This is a genomic window from Microbispora sp. NPDC088329 (genome assembly GCF_040685655.1).
Lineage (GTDB): Bacteria > Actinomycetota > Actinomycetes > Streptosporangiales > Streptosporangiaceae > Microbispora.
The window spans coordinates 60,789-80,659 of the sequence record NZ_JBFBIP010000004.1; the positions used below are offsets into that span (position 1 = coordinate 60,789).

19 protein-coding genes are annotated in these 19,871 nt (G+C 71.6%); 14 read left to right on the forward strand and 5 right to left on the reverse strand.

Annotation, left to right across the window (positions count from 1 at the left end):
* Window positions 1–2: 2 nt before the first annotated feature.
* Window positions 3–1,193 (reverse strand): MFS transporter, encoded by a 1,191-nt coding sequence (locus AB0O28_RS10410; protein WP_363638504.1) that lies wholly within the window; start codon window positions 1,191–1,193, stop codon window positions 3–5.
* A gap of 204 nt (window positions 1,194–1,397) precedes the next feature.
* Between AB0O28_RS10410 and AB0O28_RS10415 the strand changes: the two genes are divergently transcribed.
* Complete coding sequence (locus AB0O28_RS10415; protein ID WP_363638506.1) at window positions 1,398–2,594, forward strand: lytic transglycosylase domain-containing protein; 1,197 nt, start codon at window positions 1,398–1,400, stop codon at window positions 2,592–2,594.
* On the opposite strand, the gene AB0O28_RS10420 is transcribed toward AB0O28_RS10415, so the two are convergent.
* A complete protein-coding gene (locus AB0O28_RS10420) occupies window positions 2,589–3,065 on the reverse strand; it encodes a cupin domain-containing protein (protein ID WP_363639150.1) in 477 nt (158 codons plus the stop codon). The genes AB0O28_RS10415 and AB0O28_RS10420 overlap by 6 nt on opposite strands.
* 54 nt (window positions 3,066–3,119) lie before the next feature.
* Complete coding sequence (locus tag AB0O28_RS10425) at window positions 3,120–4,118, reverse strand: ferrochelatase (protein ID WP_363638508.1); 999 nt, start codon at window positions 4,116–4,118, stop codon at window positions 3,120–3,122.
* A 117-nt stretch (window positions 4,119–4,235) separates the two neighbouring features.
* Here AB0O28_RS10425 and AB0O28_RS10430 point away from each other — a divergent pair, with 117 nt between their 5' ends.
* A complete protein-coding gene (locus tag AB0O28_RS10430; RefSeq protein WP_363638510.1) occupies window positions 4,236–6,182 on the forward strand; it encodes a S9 family peptidase in 1,947 nt (648 codons plus the stop codon).
* A gap of 112 nt (window positions 6,183–6,294) precedes the next feature.
* The gene (locus tag AB0O28_RS10435) at window positions 6,295–7,116 is read left to right on the forward strand and encodes an inositol monophosphatase family protein (RefSeq protein WP_363638512.1); all 822 of its coding nucleotides are present in this window, start codon (window positions 6,295–6,297) and stop codon (window positions 7,114–7,116) included.
* 223 nt (window positions 7,117–7,339) lie between these two features.
* Here AB0O28_RS10435 and AB0O28_RS10440 read toward each other — a convergent pair whose 3' ends face one another.
* Window positions 7,340–7,504, reverse strand: a complete 165-nt coding sequence (locus AB0O28_RS10440) for a hypothetical protein (protein WP_179155445.1) — start codon at window positions 7,502–7,504, stop codon at window positions 7,340–7,342.
* Window positions 7,505–7,745: 241 nt separating this feature from the next.
* Here AB0O28_RS10440 and AB0O28_RS10445 point away from each other — a divergent pair, with 241 nt between their 5' ends.
* The 5 genes from AB0O28_RS10445 (at window position 7,746) to AB0O28_RS10465 (ending at window position 13,018) form a co-directional block, all read left to right on the forward strand.
* Window positions 7,746–8,399, forward strand: a complete 654-nt coding sequence (locus tag AB0O28_RS10445) for a response regulator transcription factor (protein WP_363638514.1) — start codon at window positions 7,746–7,748, stop codon at window positions 8,397–8,399.
* Window positions 8,400–8,450: 51 nt separating this feature from the next.
* On the forward strand, window positions 8,451–9,944 hold the full coding sequence (locus AB0O28_RS10450; RefSeq protein WP_363638516.1) for a HAMP domain-containing sensor histidine kinase: 1,494 nt from the start codon (window positions 8,451–8,453) through the stop codon (window positions 9,942–9,944).
* A gap of 259 nt (window positions 9,945–10,203) precedes the next feature.
* Complete coding sequence (locus tag AB0O28_RS10455) at window positions 10,204–10,503, forward strand: DUF4193 domain-containing protein (RefSeq protein ID WP_030505490.1); 300 nt, start codon at window positions 10,204–10,206, stop codon at window positions 10,501–10,503.
* Between the two features lie 19 nt (window positions 10,504–10,522).
* A complete protein-coding gene (locus AB0O28_RS10460; protein WP_363638518.1) occupies window positions 10,523–11,275 on the forward strand; it encodes a hypothetical protein in 753 nt (250 codons plus the stop codon).
* A 345-nt stretch (window positions 11,276–11,620) separates the two neighbouring features.
* Window positions 11,621–13,018, forward strand: a complete 1,398-nt coding sequence (locus tag AB0O28_RS10465; RefSeq protein WP_363638520.1) for a trehalose-6-phosphate synthase — start codon at window positions 11,621–11,623, stop codon at window positions 13,016–13,018.
* Here AB0O28_RS10465 and AB0O28_RS10470 read toward each other — a convergent pair.
* Window positions 13,008–13,325, reverse strand: a complete 318-nt coding sequence (locus tag AB0O28_RS10470; RefSeq protein WP_363638522.1) for a DUF4235 domain-containing protein — start codon at window positions 13,323–13,325, stop codon at window positions 13,008–13,010. The two genes, AB0O28_RS10465 and AB0O28_RS10470, sit on opposite strands and share 11 nt — an antisense overlap.
* Window positions 13,326–13,394: 69 nt before the next feature.
* Between AB0O28_RS10470 and valS the strand changes: the two genes are divergently transcribed.
* From valS to AB0O28_RS10500, 6 genes are all read left to right on the forward strand, one after another.
* Entirely contained in the window at window positions 13,395–15,929 is a 2,535-nt protein-coding gene (gene valS, locus AB0O28_RS10475; RefSeq protein ID WP_363638524.1) for a valine--tRNA ligase, read from the forward strand.
* Between the two features lie 244 nt (window positions 15,930–16,173).
* Entirely contained in the window at window positions 16,174–17,385 is a 1,212-nt protein-coding gene (locus AB0O28_RS10480; RefSeq protein WP_363638526.1) for an AI-2E family transporter, read from the forward strand.
* A gap of 11 nt (window positions 17,386–17,396) precedes the next feature.
* Window positions 17,397–17,834 carry a dUTP diphosphatase gene (gene dut / locus AB0O28_RS10485; protein ID WP_363638528.1) on the forward strand — a complete coding sequence of 146 codons (438 nt, stop codon included), beginning with the start codon at window positions 17,397–17,399 and terminating at the stop codon, window positions 17,832–17,834.
* A 48-nt stretch (window positions 17,835–17,882) separates the two neighbouring features.
* A complete protein-coding gene (locus tag AB0O28_RS10490; protein ID WP_363638530.1) occupies window positions 17,883–18,557 on the forward strand; it encodes a DUF3710 domain-containing protein in 675 nt (224 codons plus the stop codon).
* 177 nt (window positions 18,558–18,734) lie between these two features.
* Entirely contained in the window at window positions 18,735–19,127 is a 393-nt protein-coding gene (locus tag AB0O28_RS10495; protein ID WP_030505482.1) for an OB-fold nucleic acid binding domain-containing protein, read from the forward strand.
* A gap of 16 nt (window positions 19,128–19,143) precedes the next feature.
* Window positions 19,144–19,824 (forward strand): DUF3159 domain-containing protein, encoded by a 681-nt coding sequence (locus tag AB0O28_RS10500; protein ID WP_363638533.1) that lies wholly within the window; start codon window positions 19,144–19,146, stop codon window positions 19,822–19,824.
* Window positions 19,825–19,871: the final 47 nt, after the last annotated feature.

Here is a 19,871-nt window from a genome sequence, read left to right on the forward strand (position 1 = left end):
CCTCAGCCGGTGTACTGACGCCTGCGGACCAGCGCGGAGCCGCCGAGGCCCGCCACCACCGCGAGTAGCGCGCAGGCGTAGGAGAAACCGTACGCGTTGGACGCGCCGAACAGATCGGTCAGCCGCCCGCCCGCCCACGCGCCTGCGGCCACCCCGAGGCCGAGTGCGGTGGAGATCCACGCCATGCCCTCGGTGAGCTGCTCGGCCGGGACCATCCGCTCGACGAGGGAGAACCCGGTGATCAGCGTGGGGGAGATCGACAGACCGGCGAGGAAGAGCGCCGGGACCATCGCCCGGATGTCGTTCATCAGCAGCACGGGCGTGAGCCCTGCCGCGAACAGCGACAGGCCGCGGACGAACCGGCTGCGCAGGCTGATCTTCCACTGGCGGGAGCCGAACCAGAGGCCGGAGACCATGCTGCCGGCCGCGATCGAGGCGAGCAGGAAGCCGGACGCCGCCTTGCTGCCGCGCTCGTCGGCGAAGGCGACCGTGATGATGTCGATCGAGCCGAACACCGCCCCCATGGCGAGGAAGACGGCCGACAGCATCGCGACGCCGGGGATCGCGATCGGGGACCGGCCCGCGGCGCGGTGGCGTACGGCCGGCGGTTCCGTGCCGCGGAAGCAGGCGAAGGCGAGGGTGCCCGACACGGCGAGGACGATGGTGGCGATCAGCCCGGCGTAGACGTTCACGCCCGTGGTGAGCGCGGTCACGAAGGCCGGCCCGCCGACGAAGATCACCTCGTCGGCCACCGACTCGAACGAGAACGCGGTGTGCAGCCGGGTGGGGTCCTTGAGCACGTGCGACCAGCGGGCCCGGACCATCGAGCCCAGCGACAGGCCGGTCGCCCCGGACGCCACGCCCGTGGCGTACAGCGTCCATCGCGGGGCCCCGGCGTGCGCGCACAGCATCAGGGCGGTGATCGAGACGGCGTGCAGGAGGACGAACGGGACGAGGACCCTCGCCTGGCCGAACCGGTCCACCAGCCGCCCCGACAGAGGCGCGGCGACGGCGAACGCGAGCGAGACGGCCGCCGAGACCGCCCCGGCGGTCGCGTACGACCCGGTGACGGCGGAGATCAGCAGGATGACGCCGATGCCGAGCATCGACATGGGCGCCCGCCCGATGAACCCCGCGATGACGAAGCCCTTGACTCCGGGCGTGCCGAAAAGCCCGCGATACGGCCCGACCATGGTGTGTTTCCCTTCCGCACGGTGGTGCGTGTGCGTCCGGGCCGGCCGTTCGACAGCGGCGGCGGCCCCGGGGCGACCCCGGGACACGCGGACGGCGGTTGTCTCCGGTTCGGTTATCGCCTACCCGCATATCATGAGGCAAGTGATTTTTTCCGCGTCGGGGGTGCGAGGTCTGAGGTGAGATCGCCCACTCGTACCGTCTCCGTGCGGCTCCGCCCGATCGTGACCGGCCTCGCGGTCGTGATCCTGACCGTCATCGCCGCGGGCACCGCTTTCCTGGTCACCTACCCGGAAAGGGGCGCGCTGGCGGCCGGCGGCGGCCGGCCCGGACGGGACGCGACACCGGCGGAGACCGACGGGACGCGGGCGGACCCCTCTCCGGCGGCGCGGGCGACGCCGGGCGGCCTCGTGCCCGACCGCACGCTGCCGTCGAGCGCACCCGTCGTCGGCGGGCCCGGCGTGCAGGTCACGCCGCCGCACCTGCTGGCGATCTCCCCGAAGCGGGTGCCGGAGCGCACCCTGCTGAAGATCGCCAAGCTGCGGCATGTGCAGAAGGTGGCGCTCGCCGACGGCGGCGCGGTCCACGTGTCGGGCACGGCCCTGCGGCTGCTCGCGGTCGACCCGGCCACGTTCCGGTCGTGGACGCCCAAGCGGGTGGCCGACCACCCCGAGGTGTGGAGCGCGCTCGCGCGGGGCGAGCTGGTCGCCGACGCGGCCACGATCAAGCGGCTCGGCATGGTGCTCGGGGCGGAATACCAGATCGACCGCGGCCCCAAGCTGCGCGTCGCGGCCTCGGTCTCGCTCGGGCTGCCCGGCGTGGACGGCCTGGTCAGCCAGGACCTGGGGCGCAGGCTCGGCTTCCCCGGCGGCGTCGTGGTGCTGGTCCACGGCGATCCGGGCGAGGTGAGCGACACGGCGGTCAAGCGCCTGCTCGGCAAGGGCGCGCAGGTCGCCAGGGTCGGGCAGGCCGCGGTCCGGCCGCGGGCGACGGCCACCCCGGGACAGGCGCTGGTGGGACGGCCCGGCAGCTACCTGGACCTCTACCAGCGGGCGGCCACCGTCTGCCCCGGCCTCTCGTGGACCGTCCTCGCCGCCATCGGCCAGGTCGAGAGCAGCCACGGCCGCAACAACGGCCCCTCGTCCGCGGGGGCGCTCGGGCCGATGCAGTTCATGCCCGCCACCTGGAAGGCGTACGGCGTGGACGGCGACGGCGACGGCGAGGCGGACATCTGGAGCCCCTATGACGCGGTGCCCTCGGCCGCCAAATACCTGTGCGCCAACGGAGCCGGCGCCGGCGGCGAGAAGCTCAGGAAGGCCGTCTGGTTCTACAACCACTCCTGGGACTACGTGAACAAGGTCCTGTCCCTCGCCGACGCCTACGCCCGCGCGTACGCCTCATGACCCCGGGCGCCGGCGGCGCGCCCGCTCAGCGCCCCGATTCTTACCGCCACTGCCCGCGCCAGGCCGAAGGGCTGACGCCGCGGGCGCGCTTGAACACCACGCTGAAGGCGAAGGCGGCCTCCTGGTATCGGGCGCTCGGCGATCCCGCCGTCGGGGCCCCGCTACGCCTCCTGCACGAAAACCCCGCACGCCGGTGGACGGTCGCGGCGCCGGCCGCCGAGGCCGGCATGTCCCGCGCGGGTGGGGCGCCACCGGCCTGGCGCACCACGCCCGCAACGCCGGCACGAGCACCAGGTCGAGCAGCCGGTCGAGGACCGCGTCCTGACCGGGCTCGTCAGGCGATGTCGCCGGCGGCGAGCCGCACCGGTGCCGCGGACGGCGCGCGCGGCGACCGGCGTAGCGCCTGATTCGCGTCCTGGTGCCGGGTGCCCACGCGCCTCGGCCCGGGCCGGTCGCCGCGCCCAGAGGAATCCGCGGTCCTCACGAATCCCGTGCCGCTCCTCGACCCGACGCGCGTTCCCGGGATCAGGCCTGCGGGCGGGCGGGCCGTACGGGCGCCGGGCAGCAGGCGGCGGGGCAGGAGGCGGGCTCGGGTTCGGCGAGCAGCTCGGACACCATCGACACGAACCGGGGATGGGTGCCCGCGGTCGAGGCCCTGGTGACGGCCATGCCGAGCTTGTCGGCCGTGGCCGCCGCCTCGACGTCGAGGTCGTAGACGACCTCCATGTGATCGGAGACGAACCCGATGGGCACCAGGACGGCCGACCGAACGCCCTCGGCGTGCAGCGCCTCCAGGTGGTCGCACACGTCGGGCTCCAGCCAGGGCACCTGCGGCGGGCCGCTGCGGCTCTGCCAGACCAGATCCCAGGCCCGCCCCTCGCCCGGCCGTGCCTGACCGGCCTGATCGGTCACCAGCTCGGCGGTTCGCCTGAGCTGAGCCTCGTACGCGCCCCCCGTGGGCCCGGCCGTGCGGGCCATGGAGACGGGGATGCTGTGCGCGGTGAACACGAGGCGGGCCTGCTCGCGGGCGTCGGCGGGCAGCCGGTCGAGGGCCTCGCGGGTGTGGTCGGCCATCGCCGCGATGAAGCCGGGGTGGTCGTAGTAGTGGCGGAGCTTGACGATCTCCGGGGCGCCGGGGACGGCGGCGCGGGCACGGGCGATGTCGTCCAGGTACTGCCGGCAGCTGGAGTAGGAGCTGTAGGCCGCCGTGACGAAGGCCGCCGCCTTGCGGACGCCGTCCTCCTTCATCCGCAGCACCGTGTCCTCGAGGAACGGGTGCCAGTTGCGGTTGCCCCAGTAGACCGGCAGGTCCACGTCGAGCGCGGCGATCAGGTCACGGCACTGCTGGTTGATCGGGCTGATCCCGCCGAACCCCTGGTAGTGCGCCTCGACCTCCAGCAGCCGCTCGCGCGGCACGCCCCGGCCGCGCACGACGTTCTCCAGGAACGGCATGACGTCCTCGGGTTTCTCCGGCCCTCCGAAGGAGACGACCAGCAGGGCGTCGTATCCGTTGGTGCTCCCCATGCGCCACACCTTACGCGGACGGTACGACGGTTCCGCCCGCGCCTGTATCGCTTGGGCGGGCAGCGTGTCTGCGAGTAGGTTCGAGCGGTGAGCCAATTTCCGGATATCCGCGAATACATGGCCCTGCCGCGCGTGAACGCCCTGCGGCTGTCGCCCGACGGGACCCGGCTCGTGTCCGTGGTCCAGTCGCTCAACCCCGACGGCAAGTCGTACGGCACCGCGCTGTGGGAGATCCCCCAGGACCCCGGAGGCGAGCCCCGCCGGCTGACCCGGTCGGCGAAGGGAGAGGCGGGGGCCGAGTTCGCCCCCGACGGGACCCTGTTCTTCGTCTCACGGCGGCCCGACGAGACGGCGAAGGAGAGCGGCGGCGACAGCGCCGCCCTGTGGCTGCTGCCCGAGCGCGGCGAGCCGGTGCGCCTCGCCACCCGCCCCGGCGGGATCGGCGCGGTGCGGGCGGCGGGCGACGCGGTCGTCCACACCTCGCAGGTGCTGCCCGGCGACGCCGGCACCGAGGAGGAGCGCCGCAAGGCCCGTGAGGAGGCCGGGGTGAGCGCGATCCTGCACGAGGGCTACCCGGTGCGCTACTGGGACCACGACCTCGGCCCGGCGCAGAACCGGTTCTTCGCGGGCCGCGCCGTGCGCGAGGGACTGGAGGACGTGCGGGACCTCACTCCGGAGCCCGGCGGCGCGCTGGACGAGCACTTGTCGTTCGACCTCACCCCGGACGGGCGGACCGTGGTCTCGACCTGGCGGGTGCCGCTCCCGAACGGCGACATCCGCTGGGACCTGGTCACGATCGACGTGGCGGACGGGTCGCGGCGCACGCTCGCGACGTCCGACGGGCACGACTTCGCCGGGCCGGTCACGGTGTCGCCCGACGGGCGGTACGTCGCCTGCCTGCGGGAACGGCACGGCACCGAGGAGATGCCGATCGCGCTCGACCTGTGGGTGATCGACCTGGCCACCGGCGAGGGACGGGCCGTCGCCGGGGAGATCTTCCCCGCGTCGGTCGCGTGGGCGCCCTCCTCGCGAGAGATCTTCTTCGCCGCCGACCAGCGGGGCCGCAGGCCGGTCTTCCGCGTCCCCCTCGACGGTGAGGTCACCCGGGTGACCTCGGACGACGGCGCCTACGCCGAGCTGTGCCCGGCGCCGGACGGCGCGGTCTACGCCCTGCGCGGCGCGGTCGACTCGCCGCCGCGGCCGGTGCGGATCGCCGCCGACGGCTCGGTGACCACGCTGCCCTCGCCCACGCCGCCGCTCGACCTGCCCGGCACGCTCACCGAGGTGGTCGCGACGGCCGAGGATGGGACCGAGATCCGGGGCTGGCTGGTCGTCCCCGCGGACGCGACCGCCGAGGACCCGGCGCCGTTCCTGCTGTGGATCCACGGCGGCCCGTTGGGGAGCTGGAACGACTGGAGCTGGCGCTGGAACCCCTGGCTCATGGCCGGGCACGGCTATGCCGTGCTGCTGCCAGACCCCTGCCTGTCCACCGGGTACGGCCAGGACATGCTCCAGCGCGGCTGGGGCGACTGGGGGCCGGTGACCCATGCCGACCTCATGGCGATCACGGACGAGTGCCTCAAGCGGCCGGAGATCGACGAGCAGCGCACGGCGGCGATGGGCGGCTCGTTCGGCGGCTACATGGCCAACTGGGTCGCCGGGCACACCGACCGGTTCCGCGCCATCGTGACGCACGCCTCGCTGTGGAACCTGGAGCAGTTCGTGGGCACCACCGACGGGGCGAACTACTGGCAGCGGGAGTTCGGCGTCCTCGGGTCCGCCCGGTACGCCCGGCTGTCGCCCCACCGGTCGCTCGGGGAGATCAGGACGCCGATCCTGGTGATCCACGGCGACAAGGACTACCGCGTGCCGATCGGCGAGGGCCTGCGGCTGTGGTGGGACCTCCAGCGTTCGGGGGTCGAGTCGAAGTTCCTCTACTTCCCCGACGAGAACCACTGGGTGCTCAAGCCCGGCAACGCGATCGCCTGGTACGAGACCGTTCTGGCCTTCCTGTCCCAGCACGTCCTGGACGAGGAGTGGACCCGGCCGCCGTCCCTGAGCTGACCGTTGAATGGCGGTACATCCTGATTTGGGAGGATGTCCCTCATGCGGCCGACGCCCGAGCCGGGCGTCGGCCGCTTCGGTGTGAGCACGTACGAGGAGGGGGCAGGCCAGGATGGACGAGCGAGAGTACCGGCATGACCGCGCGCGGGTGGAGGAGCTGCTGGAGCTGGCGACCGGCATAGCGGAGGAGGCCGGGCAGATGCTCCTCGCCAAGCGGCCGGCGCGGCCCGAGGTGCTCGCCACCAAGTCGAGCCCCACCGACGTCGTCACCGCGCTCGACCGGGCGGCGGAGGAGCTGATCCGCGGCAGGATCGCCGAGGCCAGGCCGCACGACGCGATCCTCGGCGAGGAGGGCGGCGACACCCCCGGCGAGGGCGGCGTCCGGTGGGTCGTCGACCCCATCGACGGCACGGTCAACTTCCTGTACGGCCTGCCGGACTGGGCGGTCAGCATCGGCGTCGAAGTGGACGGAGAGATCGTCGCGGGAGCGGTGCACAACGTGCCGCGCGGCGAGCTGTTCACGGCGTCGAAAGGCGGGGGCGCCTGGCTGAGGGGCGAGCGGCTGCGCTGCAACACCGGCGTCCCGCTGGCCAAGGCCCTCGTCGCCACCGGGTTCGGCTACGCGGCCGGGCGCCGCCGGGTGCAGGCCGAGGTGCTGGCCCAGGTGGTGCCCCAGGTCAGGGACATCCGGCGCGGCGGCTCCTGCGCGGTCGATCTCTGCTCGGTCGCGACGGGCCGCGTCGACGCCTACTACGAGCGCGGCACCAACTACTGGGACCACGCGGCGGCGGGCCTGATCGCCGTGGAGGCCGGGGCCCGGATCGGCGGCCTGAACGGCAAGCCGGTCGGTCCCGACATGACCGTGTGCGCGGCCCCGGGACTCTTCGAGGAACTGCACGACCTGCTCGTCCCCCTCGACCCCGAGCGCGACTAGCGAGGAGCAGACCACGACGGCCCGGGCTTGGAGACGAACGCCGAGGCGATCGCCCGGCCGCTCAAGCTCGGCGTGGACGAGGCGAGCTCGACACAGGGCGGTCGATCACCCGCACGTCGTAGTCGCCGTGAATTTCCGTGGAGTTCGCGCCGGCTTCGCCGGATGCACAGACAGGCGAGGGGGCCCGCCGATCGGCGGGCCCCCTCGTCAGTGTCGGTAGCGGTCAGCGCTGGATGGAGATGCCGTGATCCTCGGCGAGGCGGTGCAGGTCCTCGATCTCGGCGGTGAGGGTGTCGGCGAGGAAGTCGTCCCCGCTCGTAGTGGCCTCTTCAAGACCCTTGTAGGCCTGGTCGAGCCTGGTTTCGATCGTGGTCGTGAACTCGCCCATCTCACCTTCTTTCTCAGGGGGCGAAACGTGTCACGGGGGCTCCGGCGCGGATCCCTGCGGAGAGACGCACCCTTCCCCGGCACACGACAATGGAGGGTGTCCGAGGCCTTACCCATGTCCGGAGCGACCGTAAACCTGTGAATTTTTGTGCTCTACGTCACGTAGAGTGCCGGAACCCCTTACCGGCGGCTTACGTCGAATATGACCACAATGAGGGCGTCTTACCAGCTAGGAGGACTTGATGCGCGTGCTTGTGGTGGAGGACGAGCGGGTGCTCGCGGACGCGATCGCCACCGGCCTCCGCCGGGAGGCGATGGCCGTGGACGTCGCCTACGACGGCGCCGCCGCTCTGGAGAAGACCGGCTACATCGACTATGACGTCATCGTGCTCGACCGCGACCTGCCCAGGGTGCACGGTGACGAGGTCGCCCGCCGGCTGGTCGCCCAGCGTTCGGCCTCGCGGATCATCATGCTGACGGCCGCGGGCGACGTGGACGCGAAGGTCGAGGGGCTGGAGCTCGGCGCCGACGACTACCTCGCCAAGCCGTTCGTGTTCATGGAGCTCGTGGCCCGGGTGCGTGCGCTCGGCCGCAGGTCCGCGCCGGCGCTGCCGCCGGTGCTGGAGCGCGCCGGCATCCGGCTCGACCCGGGCAGGCGCCAGGTGACGAGGGACGGGGCCGAGATCCACCTCACCAAGAAGGAGTTCGCGGTGCTGGAGGAGCTGATGCGGGCCGAGGGCGCCGTCGTCAGCCAGGAGGACCTGCTCGACAAGGCGTGGGACGAGAACATCGACCCGTTCACCAACGTCGTCAGGGTGACCATGATGACGCTGCGCAAGAAGCTGGGCGATCCGCCGGTCATCGAGACCGTGCCCGGTGTCGGGTACCGGCTGTGACGACCCGCGCGGCCGCGGTCTTCGCCGCCGCGTCCCGGGGGAGGGGGCCCTGTGACAGAACCGCGTGACACCTCCGAGAGGGGGACGCCCCGGATCCTTCCGCCGCCCGGCGGATCGGGTGCGGCCACGACGCCCCCGGACGCCACGACGTCCCGGGAGGACACGACGCCCACGGACGCGGCGGCGGCCCCGGCCGGCGACCGGTCCGCGGCGGGTGCCGCCCTCAGGATGTCGCACCCGATGGGGACAGGTCCCTATCGCAGTCAGGTCCCGCCGCCGCCCAGCGGCCCGCCCGCCTGGGACGGCCCGCCACCCCTGGTCGCCCACCCGGTACAGCGGGGCAACCTGTTCGGCGAGATGAAGTCGCTGCAGAACCGCGTCAGCATCCGCTGGCGCCTGACCCTCACGTACGCCGCGCTGGTCTTCGTCGCCGGCGCGCTGCTCGTGATGGTCATGTACGTGCTGATCGGCCAGGCGATCGACGTCGGCTGGCAGAGCGTGCCGCAGATCATCTTCCCGCGCGGGAGCGTGCCGCAGGAGTGGATCGACGAGGCCAACCACTCGTTCGCCGCCGCGCAGGCGGAGGTCACCGGGGTGGCGCGGGCCGAATTGCTGAAGCGGTCGCTGCTGGCGCTGGCGGGCGTGGGGATCCTCGCCCTGATGCTCGGGTACGTCGTGGCGGACCGGGCGCTGCGGCCCGTCATGAAGATGACGGCGACCGCGCGGAAGCTGTCGGAGACCTCGCTCGCCCATGAGCGCATCGACCTGCAGGGCCCCGACGACGAGCTGAAGGAGCTGGCAGACACCTTCGACGCGATGCTCACCCGGCTCAACACCGCCTTCGACGCGCAACGGAGGTTCGTGGACAACGCCTCGCACGAACTGCGGACGCCGCTGGCGATCAACCGCACGGTGCTGGAGGTCGCCCTGTCCGACCCCGAGGCGTCGGACGACCTCAAGGTGCTCGGGCGTACGCTCCTCGGCACCACCGCGCGCAACGAGCGGCTGATCGAGGGCCTGCTGCTGCTCGCCCGCAGCGAGCGCGAGCTGTCGGTGCGCAAGCCGGTGGACGTTCAGGAGGTCGCCAGGACGGCGGTGGAGCAACTGGCCCCCTTCGCCGGGGAGGAGGGGGTCACGGTGGAGCACGATCTTCATCCGGCGGCCACGACGGGCGACCCCGTTCTCATAGAACGCTGTGTCTCCAACCTCGTCGAGAACGGGATCAAGCACAATATCGGCGAGTCCGGGAAGGTTTGGATCCGTACGGGAATTGTCGACGGGGGTGCGGTTGTTCAGGTCGCGAACACGGGACCGCACGTTCCCGCGTACGAGGTGGAGAGCCTGTTCGAGCCGTTCCGGCGACTGAACGCCGACCGGGTCCAGTCCGCCAAGGGCGCGGGTCTCGGCCTGTCAATCGTGCGCGCGATCGTCCGCGCGCACGGCGGAACGGTCGCCGCCGTCCCCCGCGACGGGGGCGGGCTCGTGGTGACGGTGCGTCTCTCCGGAACCGGGGCGTCTCCGGGGACGCCGCAGTCGGCGCGCTGATGGAGCGTGTGCGCCGCACATGTGGTTGGATGTGCCGTCGAAACGCGGTGGGGATACCGCCGATACTGTGGTTTTCGCCATATTTGGCTAACCGCAGCCCTCGGAGGGATGCCCCTCGCGTGTCGGAAGGTTCAGTGTTCGTTCAAGCGGGTACCGATTGCACAATTTACTGGCCCCCGCGGGCACAACACCGGCCTTCCGAGCGTTATCCACGCGCGACACAGGCGCAGGCAGATAGATGAGGGGGATGGAGTAGCAGATGGCTACCGACTACGACAGCCCGCGTAAGACCGACGACGACCTCAACGAGGACAGCCTCCAGGAACTCCAGGCGCGTAGGAGCGACAAGTCGTCGGGCAGCATCGACATCGACGAGACCGATCTGGCCGAGTCGCTGGAGCTGCCGGGGGCGGACCTGTCGAACGAGGAGCTCTCGCTGCGGGTGATTCCTCGGCAGGCCGATGAATTCACCTGTTCGCGGTGCTTCCTGGTGCACCACCGCAGCCAGCTGGCCTCCGAGAAGAACGGCCAGCAGGTCTGCCGAGAGTGTGCCGCCTAGGAGACCCTTGGGAGGGTCCGTGACTTCATCAGCGGATGGATCAAACAACGAGGTCGCCGACCTGGTCGGCAAACTCGTCGCCTCTGAGGAGACGGACGGGGCCGAGCGGCGTCGGCTGCTCGGCCGCCTCAGCGGGGCCTTGGTGCAGTCCGCCAGGAAGGCGCGAGAACGGGGAACCGGGCGGGGCCGATGGATGGCCGACGTCTTCATGAACATCGCCCCGCGGTTACCGGTACGGGACTACGAGACGCTGCGGGAACACCACTACGGGCTCACCGGCGAGCAGCTCGCCGACGATCTCGTCCGCACCGCCGCGAAGGCGACGATGGCGGTCGGCGCGGTCGGCGGGGCGCTCGCCGCGGCCGAGTTCGCCGCTCCGCCGCTCCTGCTGTCCGCGCCCGCTCAGATCGTGGCCGAGACGCTGGTCGTCGCGGCAATCGAAGTGAAGCTTCTCGCCGAACTGCACGAGGTGTACGGCGTGGAGGTCCCCGGCAACGGCACCCAGAGGGCGGCGGCGTTCGCGCTCGCCTGGTCGAAGCAGCGGGGCGTCAACCCCCTCGCCCCCGGCTCGGCCACGATCGCGCTCGGGACCGCCGCCAAGACCGCGCTGCGCAACCGCCTGATGCGCACGCTCGGCCGTCACCTCACCACGCTCGGCCCCTTCCTCACCGGCGCCGTGGCCGGCGGCGCGCTGAACCGGGCCGCCACCAAGAAGCTCGCGAGCTCCGTGCGGGCGGACCTGCGCCGCCAGCGCGCCCTGCCACCCGGCTGACGCCCTGCCACCCGGCCGACGCGCCGCCGCCGGACCGATCCTCTCCGGCTGATCCTCTCCGGGCCGGCCTCCGCCGCGCCGTTCCCTCCCCCTCGCGCGTGTGGCCCCGCGTCCCCCGGGAACACGTATCCGCCCAGGTGCCCGTCCCAATCGGCACTCTCGGTCCGCCCCCATCATCCCGGTAGGGAAGTGTCACTGATTGGTCTAAACCTCTTGCCGACCCCGCATGAGCTGCATGAGATCATTCTCACAACAACCGGTGGGAATTGTGCACGTCCTTACGGGTATGGGGGTCACTGGTGACTTTCCGTATGGTGGTCACAGGCGACCACCTGGAGGAGATGCATGCGTGGCACCAGCTCATTTCTGATCGTCGCGAACCGGCTACCGGTCGATCGCGTGGGCGAGAACGAGTGGCGGCGCAGCCCGGGCGGGCTCGTCACCGCCATCGCGCCCGTCATGCAACGTCGTGACGGGGCCTGGCTCGGCTGGACGGGGGCGGCGGGCGAGGAGCTGAAGCCCTTCGACCACGACGGCATGCACCTCATCCCCATCCCGCTGTCCCAGCTCGAGGTCGAGCTGTACTACGAGGGCTTCTCCAACGCCACCCTGTGGCCGCTCTATCACGACGTGGTCGCCACACCCGTCTACTCGCGCGTGCTCTGGGACGCCTACCGCGCGGTCAACGACCGGTTCGCCCGCGCGGCCGCGGACGCGGCGGCGCCCGGCGCGGTCGTATGGGTGCAGGACTACCAGCTCCAGCTCGTGCCCGCGATGCTGCGCAAGCTGCGGCCCGACCTGAAGATCGGGTTCTTCCTGCACATCCCGTTCCCGCCGGGCGAGCTGTTCTACCAGCTGCCCTGGCGCAACGAGATCCTGGAGGGCCTGCTCGGGGCCGACCTCGTGGGCTTCCAGCGGCCGGGCGGCGCGGCCAACTTCCTGCGGCTGTGCCGCAGGCTGCTCGGCGTGCAGTACCTCCGCAACGCGATCCAGCTCGAAGACCGGACGGTGCGCGCCGAGTCGTTCCCGATCTCGGTCGACTTCGGCGAGCTGGACCAGCTCGTCCGCGAGCCGGGCATCCAGCAGCGGGCCAAGGAGATCCGCGCCGAGCTGGGCGACCCCGAGCACATGCTGCTCGGCGTCGACCGGCTCGACTACACCAAGGGCATCGGCCAGCGGCTCAAGGCGTTCGGCGAGCTGCTCGACGACGGCGCGATCAAGCCGGGCGAGGCGGTCTTCGTCCAGGTCGCCACGCCCACCCGCGAGCGCGTCGCCGAGTACATCCGGCTGCGCAACGACATCGAGCTGAGGGTGGGCCGCATCAACGGCGAGCACGGCATGCTCGGCCGCCACCCGATCTCCTACCTGCACCAGTCGTACAACAAGGAGGAGCTGGCGGCGCTCTACCTGGCGGCCGACGTCATGGTCGTCACGCCGCTGCGCGACGGCATGAACCTCGTCGCCAAGGAGTACGTCGCCTGCCGCCACGATCTGCGCGGGGCGCTCGTGCTGAGCGAGTTCGCCGGGGCGGCCGACGAGATGCGCCAGGCCTACATGGTCAACCCGTACGACATCGACGGCATGAAGCGGACCATGCTGGCGGCGATGCGGGCGACCCCGCACGAGCTCGGGCGCCGGATGCGCTCGCTCAGGCGCAGGGTCGCCACCTACAACGTGGACAGGTGGGCCAGCGACTTCCTCACGGCTCTGGAATCCGGGGAGCCGGTCGCTCCTACGGAGTGAGGTCCCGGGCGGCGTCCTTCCAGGAACGCCACTTCTTCGCCGCCGACCGCGTGACGACGATGCGCGTTATCTCCATGCCCAGGCCCATCACCACGGCGTACGCGATCGCCTCGCCGAGCCCGATGTCGGGGGAGTCGGCGCTCGCCGGCGGCTTCTTGCCGGTGGCCTTCTCCCACGCGAACGACAGCACCTTGCGTGAGCAGAAGCCCACCGCCAAGCCGAGCAGGCCGCCGACGATACGCCACTGCATATCGGGTTTGTCCATCGCGCCGAGTTCGCGCTTGGCCTCCCGAACCGTGTCCGCCATGATTCCTCCTCGATAACGACCTTAGTGTCTCCGCACGGGGTGGCGGTCCACGCCATACCATGTGGTGGCATGACCGAACAGCGACTCCCCGCAGCCATGCCCGAGAAACCAACACTCGACGGCTTGGAAGCGGTATGGGTAGAGCGCTGGGAGGCCGAGGGCACCTACCGGTTCGACCGGTCCCGGGGCAGGGACGAGGTCTACTCCATCGACACCCCGCCGCCCACCGTGTCCGGGTCCCTCCATGTGGGGCACGTCTTCTCCTACACGCACACGGACACGATCGCCCGCTACCAGCGGATGCGGGGGCGCGAGGTCTTCTACCCGATGGGGTGGGACGATAACGGCCTGCCCACCGAGCGCCGCGTGCAGAACCACTTCGGCGTGCGCTGCGATCCGTCCATGCCGTACGACCCTGGCTTCACCCCGCCGGAGAAGCCGGACGCCAAGCGGCAGGTGCCGATCTCGCGTCGCAACTTCATCGAGTTGTGCGAGCGGCTGACCGCCGAGGACGAGAAGGCGTTCGAGGAGCTGTGGCGCCGTCTCGGCCTGTCGGTGGACTGGTCGATGACCTACGCGACCATCGACGCGGGAGCCCGGGCCGCCTCGCAGCGCGCGTTCCTGCGCAACCTCGCCCGCGGCGAGGCGTACGTCGCCGAGGCCCCGACCCTGTGGGACGTGACGTTCCGCACCGCCGTGGCCCAGGCCGAGCTGGAGGACCGGGAGTGGCCCGGCGCCTTCCACCGCATCGGGTTCGAGCGTCCTGACGGCGACGGCGCCGAGGGCATGGTGTGGATCGAGACGACCCGGCCCGAGCTGATCCCGGCCTGCGTGGCGCTGGTCGCCCATCCCGACGACGAGCGCTACCGGCCGTTGTTCGGCACCACCGTCCGCACCCCGGTCTTCGGGGTCGAGGTGCCGGTCGTCGCCCATCACCTCGCCGAGCCCGACAAGGGCTCGGGCATCGCGATGATCTGCACGTTCGGCGACGTCACCGACGTCACCTGGTGGCGCGAGCTGGACCTGCCCACCCGGCCGGTGATCGGCTGGGACGGCCGTCTGCTCCCCGAGCCGCCGCAGGGCGTGCCGGCCGAGCCGTACGCCGCGCTGGCCGGAAAGACGGTGCACAGCGCGCGCGAGCGCATCGTGGAGATGCTGCGCGAGTCCGGCCACCTGGACGGCGAGCCGCGCAAGATCCAGCGGCCGGTCAAGTTCTACGAGAAGGGCGACCGGCCGCTCGAGATCGTCACCACCCGGCAGTGGTACATCCGCAACGGCGGCAGGGACGCGCGGCTGCGCGCCGAGCTGCTGGAGCGCGGCCGGGAGCTGGAGTGGCACCCGCCGCACATGCGGGTCAGGTACGACAACTGGGTGGAGGGCCTCGCGGGCGACTGGCTGATCTCCCGCCAGCGGTTCTTCGGCGTGCCTATCCCGGTCTGGTACCCGCTCGACGCCGAGGGCGAGCCGGTCTACGACGCGCCGATCGTCCCGCCCGAGTCGGCGTTGCCGGTCGACCCGTCCAGCGACGTGCCGCCCGGCTACACCGAGGACCAGCGCGGCAAGCCGCTCGGCTTCTCCGCCGACCCCGACGTCATGGACACCTGGGCGACGTCCTCGCTGACCCCGCAGATCGCCGCCGGGTGGGAGCGCGACGGCGATCTGTTCCGCCGCGTCTTCCCGATGGACCTGCGGCCCCAGGCCCACGAGATCATCCGTACCTGGCTGTTCTCCACCGTCGTGCGGTCGCACCTGGAGCACGGGACGCTGCCCTGGCGGCACGCGGCGATCTCCGGGTGGATCCTCGATCCCGACCGAAAGAAGATGTCCAAGTCCAAGGGCAACGTGGTCACGCCCATGGGCCTGCTGGAGGAGTACGGTTCCGACGCGGTCCGCTACTGGGCGGCGAACGGGCGTCCCGGCACCGACACGGCGTTCGACACCGGACAGATCAAGATCGGCCGCCGGCTGGCCATTAAGATCCTCAACGCGTCGAAGTTCGTGCTCGGCTTCGGGTCCGGGAGCGGCGGCGAGGTCACCGAGCCGGTCGACCTGTCCATGCTGGCCGCGTTGCGTGCGGTCGTGGCCGAGGCGACCGAGGCGTTCGAGTCGTACGACTACACCCGGGCCCTGGAGCGGACGGAACGGTTCTTCTGGTCGTTCTGCGACGACTACCTGGAGTTGGTCAAGGCCCGCGCGTACGCCGGGGACCCTTCCGCCGTCGCCGCCCTGCGACGGGCGCTGGATGTGCTGCTGCGGCTGTTCGCGCCGTTCCTGCCGTTCGTGACCGAGGAGGTCTGGTCGTGGTGGCGGGAGGGCTCGGTGCACCGCGCCGCCTGGCCGTCCGCCGGAGACCTGCCCGAGGCGCGGCTCGGCGATCCCGCGGTGCTCGACGCCGCGGCGGAGGTGCTCCGCCGGGTGCGGAGGGCCAAGTCCGAGGCACGGCTGTCGATGCGGGCCGAGGTCTCCCGGCTGACCGTGTCGGGGGACCAGGCGGACCTGGTTCGGCTGGCCCAGGACGACCTGTGCGCGGCCGGCAACGTCGAGGAGTTCGTCCTCGAACCCGGTGACGCCCCGCTCGACGCGGTCGCCACCCTGACCGTGTGAGGCCACCGCCGGCCGCCGCCGTGTGGACGGCGGCGGCCGGCGATGTTTGGGACGTTCCAGGACGTTCCCGGACGTTTCGGTGCGGCGGCGGCCCGCGAGCCGGGGCCTGCGGCGAGGTCACGGCGAAACGACCGCCATACGCGGGTAAAACGACTGCGCGTCCCGTCCGCCGACATGCCAGGCTGGATCCGTGATCCCGTCTAACCGCAGTACCACGCAGAGGGTCCCGCCGACGCTGGCCACGATGGCCGCGTGGAGCTGGCGGCTGCTGCTGCTCGGCGCGATGGTCTACTTCCTGTGGCAGATCATCGGCAGGATCAGCTTCGTCGTCATGCCGGTGGTGGTCGCGCTGCTGCTCGCGGCCCTGCTGTACCCGCTGACCCGGAGGCTGCGCACTGCCGGACTGAGGCCGATCTACGCGACGTGGATCACGATGCTGCTCGGTCTCGCGCTGATCATCGGCATCGGGTTCCTGATCGGCGTGCGGGCGAACGAGGAGTTCCCCAAGCTGGTCGTGCAGATCCAGGTCACCGTGCGCAACGTCCAGAACTGGCTGCTGCACGGCCCCCTCCACCTGAAGGAGGCGCAGATCGCCGACTTCGTGGACCAGCTCAGCAGCCAGATCACTCAATATCGCAGCCAGATCACCAGCACGGTGCTGAGCGGCGCCACCGCGGTCGTCGAGGTGCTCACCTCCATCGTGCTGATCCTCTTCGTGACCTTCTTCCTGCTGAAGGACGGCGAGCGGATCTGGGCCTGGTTCCTGCGGGCGTTCGGCGGCGCCGCGCCGCGCGTGGACCTGGCGGGCCGGGCCGCATGGGCGACGATCTCCCACTACGTGCACGGCACGGTCGCCGTCGCGGCCATCCACGGGCTCGTGATCGGAGTGGTGCTCGCCGGGATGCGGGTGCCGCTGTGGGCGCCCCTCGCGGTGCTGGTCTTCCTGGCCAGCTTCATCCCGATCGTCGGCATCCTGTTCGCGGGCGGCGTCGCGACGCTGGTCACCTTCGGCTCCCAGGGCTGGGTGTACGCGCTGATCTTCGTGGGCATCCTCGTGGTCGAGCAGCAGCTGGAAAACCACGTGCTCCAGCCGCTCATCGTGGGCCGGGCCCTGGAGTTCCACCCTCTGGCGATCATCCTCGTCCTCGCGGTCGGCGGCGTGCTCGGCGGCATCGCAGGCGCCGTGGTGGCGGTGCCGCTCACGGCGGTCATCTACCGCGCGCTGCCCGCGCTGCGCCGCGGCCAGCCCGCAATCGAGCCGCCGGCCGAAATCGGCCCGCCCGATGTCGCGGAGCATGGAGCCGGGAACGTGCCCCCGCAGTCGGAGCCCGGCGCGGAGCCCGCGTCCTCTCACGCGCCCCAGCCCGCCTCTCCGGGGGAGCGCGGGCAGGAGCCGGACGCGGCACACCCGTCCTCCGAGGCGGGAGAGGCGGTGTCCCCCCAGCACAACGGGTAGGGTCATGCCTCATGAGCGTCGAGATCCTGATCCACCGGCTCGACCCCGGCCTTCCGCTCCCGTCGTACGCGCATCCGGGTGACGCCGGAGCCGACCTGTACGCGGCGGAGGACGTCGAGTTGCTGCCCGGCGAGCGGGCGGTCGTGCGGACTGGTGTCGCCATCGCGCTGCCGGACGGGTACGCCGCCTTCGTCCATCCGCGTTCGGGCCTGGCGGCCCGGTACGGCGTCACGCTGGTCAACGCGCCGGGCACGATCGACGCAGGCTACCGGGGCGAGATCCGGGTGACGATGATCAACACCGACGCCAAGGACGCGGTACGGCTCCGGCGCGGCGACCGCATCGCCCAGCTCGTGGTCCAGCGAGTGGAAAGGGCCGCGTTCTACGAGGTCGACCGGTTGCCCGGCTCCCTACGGGGCACGAACGGGTTCGGCTCGACGGGGAGCTGACACCGCGGGGCCCGTGAGACGGGCCACGATGCGAGGAGAGTGAGACAAGTGTTGCGACGCCGGCGACGCGCGGAGGAGGAGACCGCACCAGCCGTCGTGCGGGAGGAGAGTCCCGCCCCGACGCGGGCGACGGGCCCCTGGGATTCCGACGACGACTATCCCGAGGCCGAGCGGGTGGACCTGGGGGGCCTGCGCCTGCCCGTCGGTCCCGGGTTCGAGATCCAGCTCAGAGTGGACGGCGACCAGATCACCGGGGCGCTCGTCCTGCTGGAGGGGAGCCTGCTGCAGGTGCAGGCGCTCGCCGCGCCCAAGCGCGGCGGGACCTGGGACGAGGTGCGGGCCGAGCTCGCCCGTGACGTGGCCGCCGCCGGCGGCTCCGTCGAGGAGCGGGAAGGGCCCTTCGGCCCCGAGCTCGCCGGACGGGCGCCCGCGCAGGGGCAGACGGAGCCGCAGCCGGTGCGCTTCCTCGGCGTGGACGGCCCCCGCTGGTTCCTGCAGGGCGTCATCAGCGGTCCGGCGGCGGCCGACCCGGAGGCGGCGCGGATCCTGGAGGACGTCGTGCGCGACATCGTGGTCGTGCGCGGTGACGAGCCGATGCCACCCAGAGAGGCGATCCCGCTCCGCCTGCCCGCCGAGGCGCGGCAGGCCGTGGAGGAGCAGGGGGCCCGGCGGGAGGAGTTCCGGCCCTTCGAGCGCGGTCCCGAAATCCAGGAGATCCGCTGATCCCGTCCCCTGGTGGTACCGGTTGACCTGATAGGGGGAAAAGCCCTGCCCTGACCGTCCTTCTGACCCATGGACGGCTCACGTATGCTGCGGTGGGAAACGACGGGCCTAGGCTGGAGCGAGGACGACGTATCCCCCCGAAGGGGACGGCGAGTGAGGAAGCTGGGTGAGTGACCAATGGGCACGCCGGAGCCTGCCAGACGCGGCGGACTGCGGGGCTTCTTCCGACGGCTGACCACCAGCCAGGCCGAGCTGGAGGCCGCCGAGCTCCAGGAGGACCTGGAGCAGCAGGGGGCCACTCCCATCGCGCGATGCGGTGAGCGTCAGCGGACATGTGTGGCGGGCACGCTGCGCACCGTGACCCTCCGTCCGCGCGGCGGCGCGCCCGCCCTCGAGGCCGAGTTGTACGACGGGTCGGACGTGATCGACCTGGTCTGGCTCGGTCGCCGGAAGATCGCCGGCATCGAGCCGGGCCGGGTGGTGCGGGCCGAAGGTCTGGTCAGCGTCCAGGACGGCCGCAAGGTCATGTTCAATCCCCGCTACGAGCTACGCCCGGCCGGTGGCCCTTGATCTCTCAGGAGACCGTATGAGCACAGCGGACATGACGGCCCCTGCGGCGCACGCCACGGTTGAGGCGGCCGTCCGTGCCCAGATGAGCAAGGCGCTGGGCGGCAGGCGCGGGATCGTCGAGGCGGCCGTGCCCACGATCGCCTTCACCGGCACCTGGGTGGGCACCAACGAGCTGAAGGCCTCGCTGATCGTCGGCATCGCCTCGGCGGTCGTGCTGCTACTGCTGCGGCTCGCGCAGCGCACGACGCCGCAGTTCGTGCTCAACAGCCTCGTCGGCATCGGCATCGGCGCGTTCTTCGCGACCCGCACCGGCGACGCCAAGGACGTGTTCCTGCCGGGAATCCTCTACAACGGGGGCTACGCCGCCGGCATGCTGCTGTCGATCGTGGTCCGCTGGCCGGTCGTGGGTTTCCTGATCGGCTCGGTGACCGGCGACCCGACGGCCTGGCACAACGACCCCGCGCTGGTCCGGTTGTGCTCGCGGCTGACGTGGCTGCTCATGCTGCCCTGCCTGCTGCGGGTGGTGGTCCAGTTGCCGCTCTACTGGGCGGACCAGGTGACCGCCCTCGGCGTGGCCAAGATCGCCCTGGGCTGGCCGCTGCAGGTCGCGGCGCTGGCCGCGATGGTGTGGGTGCTCGCCCGGGGCCGCACCCCGATCGAGCCCGATCTCCAGCAGCCCGCCCAGCCGACTGCGTAGCCGTCCGTCTGGTCCGACGCGAAGGCCCCGGACACGTCGTGCCCGGG